Consider the following 7,766-nt stretch of genomic DNA (forward strand, 5'->3'; position numbering starts at 1 on the left):
GATCAGGGAACAGGGAAGAGTAAGAAAGAGCTCTAAAGAGTTTTTGATGTTATGAGACATCAGCAAGATTCTTCATGACCTATTTGTAAATCCTATAGCTGAGGTGAGATTTTGCCATCTTTACAAGCTTCTCGACAGGGAAGACTAACAATTAAACAGTATCGAAACCGAAAGGGATGGACGATAGAGGATCACAGATGGCTGGTCGAGGCGAGTAAGATCTTAAATCCAGATATCGACTGGGCATCCTCGGAGTATGGGTTGCAAGAAATCTATGCTCCTGGTGTCTCCCTAGCTACTTGGAAACGCTTCTTGCAAGGAAAACCGATTAATGCCCAAGTTTTCCAGGTATTTTGCCAAGTTTTAGGACTTAACTGGGAATATGTGATTGAGAACAACCTCCCTAAGTCCTCAATCCAGAAGACAACCACTAAAATTCCCTCAAATCGAGTAGATTGGTCAGCAGCGCCGGATGTGCCAGTTTTCTTTGGACGTACCGAAGAATTAGCTACCCTAGTGCAATGGATTCTCCAGGATCGTTGCCGAGTGGTGGCAATTTTAGGAATGGGTGGAATTGGCAAAACTGGACTCTCCTTGAAGCTAGGTAAGGGTGGAATTGGCAAAACTGATCAGTCCCTGAAGCTAGCCAATGGCATTCAGGATGAGTTTGAGTATGTGATTTGGCGATCGCTACTTAATGCTCCTCCCATTACCAAAATCCTCGAAGAGCTGATCAAATTTCTCTCCAACCAGGTAGAAACCGATTTACCAGACACCCTAGATGCTCAACTATCACGACTACTTCACTATTTGCGTGAGCATCGGTGTTTGCTAATCCTGGATAATGTGGAGTCAATTTTACAAGGTGGTGACAAGCCTGGGCAATATCGAGAGGGATATGAGCAGTATGAGCAACTGTTCCGACAAATTGGAGAAGTCTCCCATCAAAGCTGCTTGTTGATCACCAGCCGAGAGAAGCCCCACGCCATTGCCAGACTTGAAGGCAAAACACGACCGGTTCGTTGTCTGGAATTAAGCGGTTTTGATGTTGTAAATGGCAAGAAAATATTTAATTCCATTGCCTCGTTCTCTGGTTCAGATCAGCAATGGCAAGAACTGATTGAGTTTTACAACGGTAATATTTTATCCCTAGAAATTGTTGCTAAGCATATTGATGAAGTATTTTTGGGGAATATTGGCGATTTTTTAACAGAAGGAAACCCCGTCTTCGATGACTTTCGTGATGTATTAACTTGGCACTTTGAGCAATTATCAGACTACGAAAAGGACATTCTGTACTGGTTGGCAATTAATCGGGAAGCAGTTTCCCTTGCCCAACTCCGAGATGATATCCTCTCACCAGTGGCTAAACAACAGTTACCAGTAACACTGCAATCCCTGCAAAGACGTTTACCTTTGGAAAAAAGTTCAGCAGGTTTTACCCTACAACCTGTGCTGATCGAGTACATGACTGAGACAGTAATTGAGCAGGTTAGTCAGGAAATACTGACAGATAAAATAGCTCTGTTTAATTCTCATTGTTTGCTGAAGGCTTTGGCAAAACAGTACGTTCGAGAAGCTCAATCCCGTCTGCTCCTAAAACCAGTAATCGAGCGGCTAATCGCTAGCTTTACTAGTCAAGATCGTCTGGAGGAAACCCTAAATTGTAGTCTTTCAAAGATAAGAGAAAACTTCGTGCCAAAGCTAGGCTATGCACCCGCTAATATCCTTAATTTGCTCTGCCAACTTAAAACTGATTTAAGGGGTTATGATTTTTCTAATCTTACTATTTGGCAAGCTTACCTTCAGGGGGTAGAGTTGCTAGATGTAAACTTCGCTAATGCTACCATCGCTAAATCAGTTTTTACTCAACCTTTTGGTAGTATTTTGTCAGTAGCATTTAGCCCCGATAGCCAGCTTTTGGCTGCAGGTGATAGCATGGGAAAGATTCATCTGTGGCAAATTGCTGATAGTCAATACCGTTTAACCTTGAAAGGACACACCAGTTGGGTATGGTCTTTGGCCTTTACTAGGCTAGATGATGGTAACAGTGAAGATACTCAGATTTTGGCTAGTAGCTCTGAAGATCAAACCGTCAGGCTCTGGGATATTGCTACCAGTCAATGCCTCCACACCTTGCGAGGACATACCAGTAGAATATGGTCAGTTGCTTTCAGTGGAGATGGCACAATTGTTGCTAGTGGCAGTGGTGATAACACCGTTAGACTCTGGGATGTGAGTACCGGTGAATGCTTGAACATCTTGTCAGAGCACTCCCAAACCGTAAGAGCCGTAGCTTGTAGTCCCGATGGTGCCATGATCGCTAGTGGCGGTGAAGATAAAACTATCAAACTCTGGGACTCTGATACAGGTGAATGTCTCAGCACCTTGCAAGGACACTCTCATCAGGTCAGGTCAGTGGCTTTCAGCCCCGATGGAACTAATCTCTGCAGTAGTAGTGATGACAAAACTGTAAGGCTATGGAATATTAGTACCGGTGAATGCGTTAAGATTCTGCGGGGACATACAAAAAGCATACGGTCAATTGGCTTTAGTAAAGATGGAACCACCCTCGCCAGTAGTAGTGATGATAAAACCGTAAGGCTATGGAATTTTAGCACCGGTGAATGCCTCAATAAGTTGTACGGACATACCAATGGCGTATGGTCTATTGCTTTTAGTCCAGATGGCGTAACTTTAGCAAGTGGTAGTGATGACCAAACTGTAAGGCTATGGAATATTAACACGGGTCTTTGCCTAAACACGTTTCGAGGATATACCAATGGTGTATGGTCTATTGCTTTCAGTCCAGATGGCACAACCCTCGCCAGTGGCAGTGAAGACCAAACCCTAAGACTTTGGGATGTTGGTACCGGTGAATGCCTCGATACCTTACGAGGACATACCAATTTGATATTTTCTGTTGCCTTCAATCGAGATGGTACAATCCTAGTCAGTGGCTCTAAAGACCAAACCCTAAGACTCTGGGATATTAGCACTGGTGAATGCCTCAACACCTTCCACGGACAGAACTGGGTACTTTCAGTGGCCTTTAGTCCCAATGGAGAAATCTTAGCCAGTGGTCATAATGACGAGAGGGTAAGACTGTGGGATATTAGCACCGGTGAGTGTTTCAACACCTTACTAGGACACACGAGTTTGGTCTGGTCAGTTGCTTTCAGTCCAGATGGCACAACCCTCGCCAGTGGCAGTGAAGACCAAAGCGTTAAACTCTGGGATGTTGACACCGGTGACTGTTTGAGTACTTTGCACGGACACCGAAATATCATCAAGTCCGTTGTGTTTAGTGGAAATGGCAGAATTCTCGCTAGTGGCTGTGAAGACAACACTGTCAGGCTCTGGGATGTTGGCACTGGTGAATGTCTCAACACTTTGCGCGGACACACCCATCGCTTACGCTCAGTGGCGTTCAGCCCTAATGGTAAACTGATCGCTAGTGGTAGTTATGATAAAACCTGTAAGCTCTGGGATGTTGGGACAGGTGAATGTCTCAAAACTCTCCATGGACATACTAATGTGGTATGGTCTGTTGCTTTCAGTCGAGATGGTTTAATGCTCGCCAGTAGCAGCAACGATGGCACAATTAGGTTTTGGGATATGGAGACGGCTCAATGTATCAAAACCCTGAGAGTGCCTAGACCCTATGAGGGCATGAATATCGCAGGTGTTACTGGTTTAACAAAAGCAACTATTACGTCCCTGAAAGCCTTGGGAGCAATTGATTAGATTTCGTGGCAGTTGTCGGTAGTCGGGAGCGGTGCCACGGGTCGCACCTGTGGAATGGGCATCTTGCGTAGAAGCGATGCAGCGCGGTCTTGGGGGTTTCCCCCATGAGCGACTGCATCAAGACACTGGCATCTTGCGTAGAACTGGCATCTTGCCAGTTTCAATATATTTTCGAGCGGGCAGGATGCCCAAGATTGCCGGGCGGGCAGGATGCCCACTCTACGGATCTCGGAACAGATGTAGGGTCGGCAGTGCATCCGTGAGATTCACTTGCTGACCAAAGCCCATTGCTAAGCACTGCCCACCATCTGCCATCTCAATTCAACCCAACCTAATACCTGATAAGATTTTTTTCAAGCACAAAGCAATTACTCCAAAGATCACGATTAGCCCAACTGGTACTATCACACTATTGATCAAAGGGTTGTCACAGCTCTTCTCCATGGGTGGGATCAGCTTGGATACATTCTGACACTGCTTCCCTTCAAAATCCACTAAAGCTGTAACCGCTGTTCCAGCACCAACTACCGTTACTAGAGTCTGGAAGTTGCGATCGCGTTCTGCTTTTTCCAGCTCAATTTGACTACGAATGGCATTGAGCCTCGTCTCTAGCAATCTTAAGGCAACCTCCATTATATCATAGTCTTTAGTAACCTGCAATAGGTAATTTTCCTTTACCTCTTTACTAAACGTTTCTAAAAACTTCAGATTATTATCGGCACCTAATTCTTGGCATTTTTGGTTGATGATTTCTAAACGGGTTTGATAATTGAATAAATTAATCTCGATAATTTGGTTTTGAAAATTTAGTTTAGGCAAATCCAGGGTATAGTTCCCTAAATACTTTTGAATGTCATCGAGTTTGGCGGCGAGGGTTTCGTCTCTAAAGCCAGAAGCGTTTTGGTCAGCGATAATTCTCTGATTGGCTTCAACCTGCTTATAGAAATTTACCAACGACTTTTTGATTAAGCGACTTTGGCTGTAAGCCCATAAAATTTTGTTTCTATAACTAAACAGACCCATCCAATCCGTATACAACTCCGCTGCCTTTTCCATACTTGCTTGGTCAGGAAATATCATAATGATCACATGGCTGTTGCTCTGACTATGGGGTTGATATCGCCACAGCTCAAAAACTTGACCACCAAATAAGCTACCTTTTCCCTGTAAATCTTGTGACCAATTCGCAACTTTATCGAAAACCTTATCACCAGATTTGGCAATGTCTTTTTCCTGTTTTGTCGAACTTTCCGGTGTTGATTCTCCCTGTAAATCTTGTGACCAATTCGCCGCTGTCTGGAAAACCTGATAACAGGATTGAGCAATGTATTCATAGCTTTTGCTCGACGTTTTCGCTAACCATCCAGAAAGCATCCAACTTTGCCCTAGGGTTGCCCTTTCTCCTTGTAATCTCCATTCAATTTCGGCTCGCAGTCTTGCAAAACAGTCAGAGGTTTGGGGGTCAGTTTGATTGTTAATGGAACAATCAATTTGCAAACCATAGGTATCATTTAAGCGGACAGGGTAGTAGTACCCTTCTAGGGTATTATTTGCTGTCGTAAAGTCATAGTACTTTTGCCTAGGGAGTAGTTCTAAATATTTGGTTTCTAGATCAGGATCAGAGAATTGACTATCTGCTGGCAGTTTAGCTCGGAACTTAGCTTGCTTTTCTTGCTTCTCAGCTTCAGTTAGGTTGAGAGCATCTCGTAAGTCATATAAAAATAAATCCAGAGTTGGAAAGATTAGATCGCTCACTATAGCAAAGGGAATAGGGAACAGGGAACAGGGAACAGGGAACAGGGAGCAGGGAGTAGGGAGCAGGGAGCAGGGAGCAGGGAGCAGGCAAAAAATCCTGTGGAATGGGCATCTTGGTGGAACTGGCATCTTGCCAGTTAATGGGCATCTTGTGTAGAACTGGCATCTTGCCAGTTAAGGGGCATCTTGGTGGAACTGGCATCTTGCCAGTTAAGGGGCATCTTGGTAGAACTGGCATCTTGCCAGTTAATGGGCATCTTGCCAGTTTCCTGCTTATTTTCGGGCGGGCAGGATGCCCACTCTACTCTTATTCATTCAAAAACTGACGCAATTTCTGAGTATAGGGTTGATCATACTTACGAGCTACATTCAATTTTATTCCCCCATCTCCCCATCTCCCCATATTCCCATCTCCCGACTACCGAATTGGGTACTTTACTTTTTAGAAGTCCCTAAAAACTGTTTAAGTTTTTCCAAGGGTAATTGTTTCACAGCTGCTTCTGGCTGTTCTGTACGACTGACAACAATCACAATATTATTAATTTGTTGGTCATAGCCGGTGGGTGATGACTTAGGTTTAATCCCTTTGCTAATCAAAGTAGAGCTAGGTTTATTGACTGGCTGGATTTCCGCTGTTGTTGGGAGTAATTCTGGGGGAATATCGACCGTAGTGTCAAGTTGGTTGTAATAGGTTTGGTAACGTTGATTTAACTCAGGATTGGCTGCAATTATCTCTAGCAGCTTGGGTTTGGTATACCTCTCCCAGGCCAAAGGTTGGGCATCAAGTTGATCGCCAATTTCTTTGATGCTCTTATTCTCACCTTGACTCAAGGGTGTGTCTAAATCGGTCAGAGCCAGTAAAAAAGCTAATAAGGTTTTGTTGGTATTCATCAGCCACTGCCACTACTTCAATCACTATCATCTTTATACACGAAGGATCAGCCTAGTGCTGAAAATTGCGATAGTATGTTACCCTAATAAAAATCAACAACCTCGCTCCAATGACACCGGAATGGGAAGCCCTAATCGTTGGCATTAACCGTTATCCAGAATACACCAACTTTAACGACCTGACCGTTGCGGCATTAGATGGGGAAAATGTCGCTCAACAATTAGATCACTATGGCTATGAACCGTTTCGGATTCAGGACTTACCCCTTGGGTTGACCCAAAAAGGAGCAGGGGGACCATCGAGCACAGGACTAGTAAAATTAGAGGAATTAAGGTCAGCAGTCGCTAATCTGTTTAATCCTCCTGCTCCCAACCAACCTCCAGAAACCGCACTATTCTTCTTTTCAGGCCATGGCTGTAGACAAGAGGTGGATGGAGTTGAGGAAGTTTTCTTAGTCACTAGTGATGCCTTTCCTGATGTGGGAATTTATGGCTATCCTCTGCGGGAGTTGGGTGAGCAAATCGCAACTAGCCCAGTCAAACAGGTAGTGATTTGGTTAGATTGTTGCTACAGTGGCGAGTTACTAAGCTTGCTCCCATTTATCCCAACTGATAAAGCTTACTGCTTAATTACTGCTACTCGTTCTTTTGAACCGGGAATAGAAATTAGCCATGAACAAGGAGTATTTACCAGGGAGTTACTGGCAGGATTAAATCCGGAAAATCACCCCGATGGTATTGTTAATAGTCATAATTTGGCGGAGTTTATTGAGCAGCGGATGTCAAGGACTGGACAACGTCCTTTAATCGCTAACTCTGAACAAGCTATTCTACTGACTACCCAGTTTCCGAAACTGAGCTTTCAGGATAAGTGCCCCTACCGGTCTCTGTCTTATTTTACGGCTAAACCAGAGGATGCTCTGGTGTTTCACGGTCGCTCTAAGTTGACCAAGCAGTTAATTGAGCGAGTTAAAACTAAACACCGTCTGCTGGTAGTGTTAGGGGCTTCCGGCAGTGGCAAGTCTTCCTTACTCAGAGCAGGATTATTGTATCAGCTGAAGTTAGGGCAAGCTATTCCTGGAAGCGATCGCTGGCATTATCTGGAACCTTTTACTCCTCAAGAAACACCAAAGCAAAGGTTACAGGAGGTGGTGGAAAAGGAAAAGCTTTTAGAGAAAAACGGAGGCAATTCTAGTCTTACTCTAGTAGCGACTTCTGAACCGGTGGTCATGATTGTTGACCAGTTTGAAGAGTGCTTCACTATGAGTCAACCTGACCAACGCCAGGAATTCTTTAATAGTTTAATTGAATTAATCGAGAATACCAACAATCTAATTGTGTTAATCGCTATGCGCTCTGACTTTCGATCACTC

At 44.2% G+C, this 7,766-nt stretch carries 5 protein-coding genes; 2 read left to right on the forward strand and 3 right to left on the reverse strand.

The window, feature by feature from the left end; all coding sequences use genetic code 11:
• The first annotated feature begins 111 nt into the window (after window positions 1-111).
• Window positions 112-3,747 carry an NB-ARC domain-containing protein gene (locus tag F6K52_RS09185; RefSeq protein ID WP_293076622.1) on the forward strand — a complete coding sequence of 1,212 codons (3,636 nt, stop codon included), beginning with the start codon at window positions 112-114 and terminating at the stop codon, window positions 3,745-3,747.
• Here F6K52_RS09185 and F6K52_RS09190 read toward each other — a convergent pair.
• The 3 genes from F6K52_RS09190 to F6K52_RS09200 form a co-directional block, all read right to left on the reverse strand.
• Window positions 3,744-3,911 (reverse strand): hypothetical protein, encoded by a 168-nt coding sequence (locus tag F6K52_RS09190; protein WP_293076624.1) that lies wholly within the window; start codon window positions 3,909-3,911, stop codon window positions 3,744-3,746. The genes F6K52_RS09185 and F6K52_RS09190 overlap by 4 nt on opposite strands.
• 157 nt (window positions 3,912-4,068) lie before the next feature.
• Window positions 4,069-5,631: a hypothetical protein gene (locus F6K52_RS09195; protein ID WP_293076626.1), complete on the reverse strand. Its 1,563-nt coding sequence runs from the start codon at window positions 5,629-5,631 to the stop codon at window positions 4,069-4,071.
• A gap of 306 nt (window positions 5,632-5,937) precedes the next feature.
• Window positions 5,938-6,393 (reverse strand): hypothetical protein, encoded by a 456-nt coding sequence (locus F6K52_RS09200; RefSeq protein WP_293076628.1) that lies wholly within the window; start codon window positions 6,391-6,393, stop codon window positions 5,938-5,940.
• A gap of 110 nt (window positions 6,394-6,503) precedes the next feature.
• On the opposite strand from F6K52_RS09200, the gene F6K52_RS09205 reads away from it, so the two are divergent.
• On the forward strand, window positions 6,504-7,766 hold a 1,263-nt coding region (locus F6K52_RS09205), incomplete at its 3' end, for a caspase family protein (protein WP_293076630.1).

Source organism: Moorena sp. SIO3H5 (assembly GCF_010692395.1).
Classification (GTDB): Bacteria; Cyanobacteriota; Cyanobacteriia; order Cyanobacteriales; family Coleofasciculaceae; genus Moorena.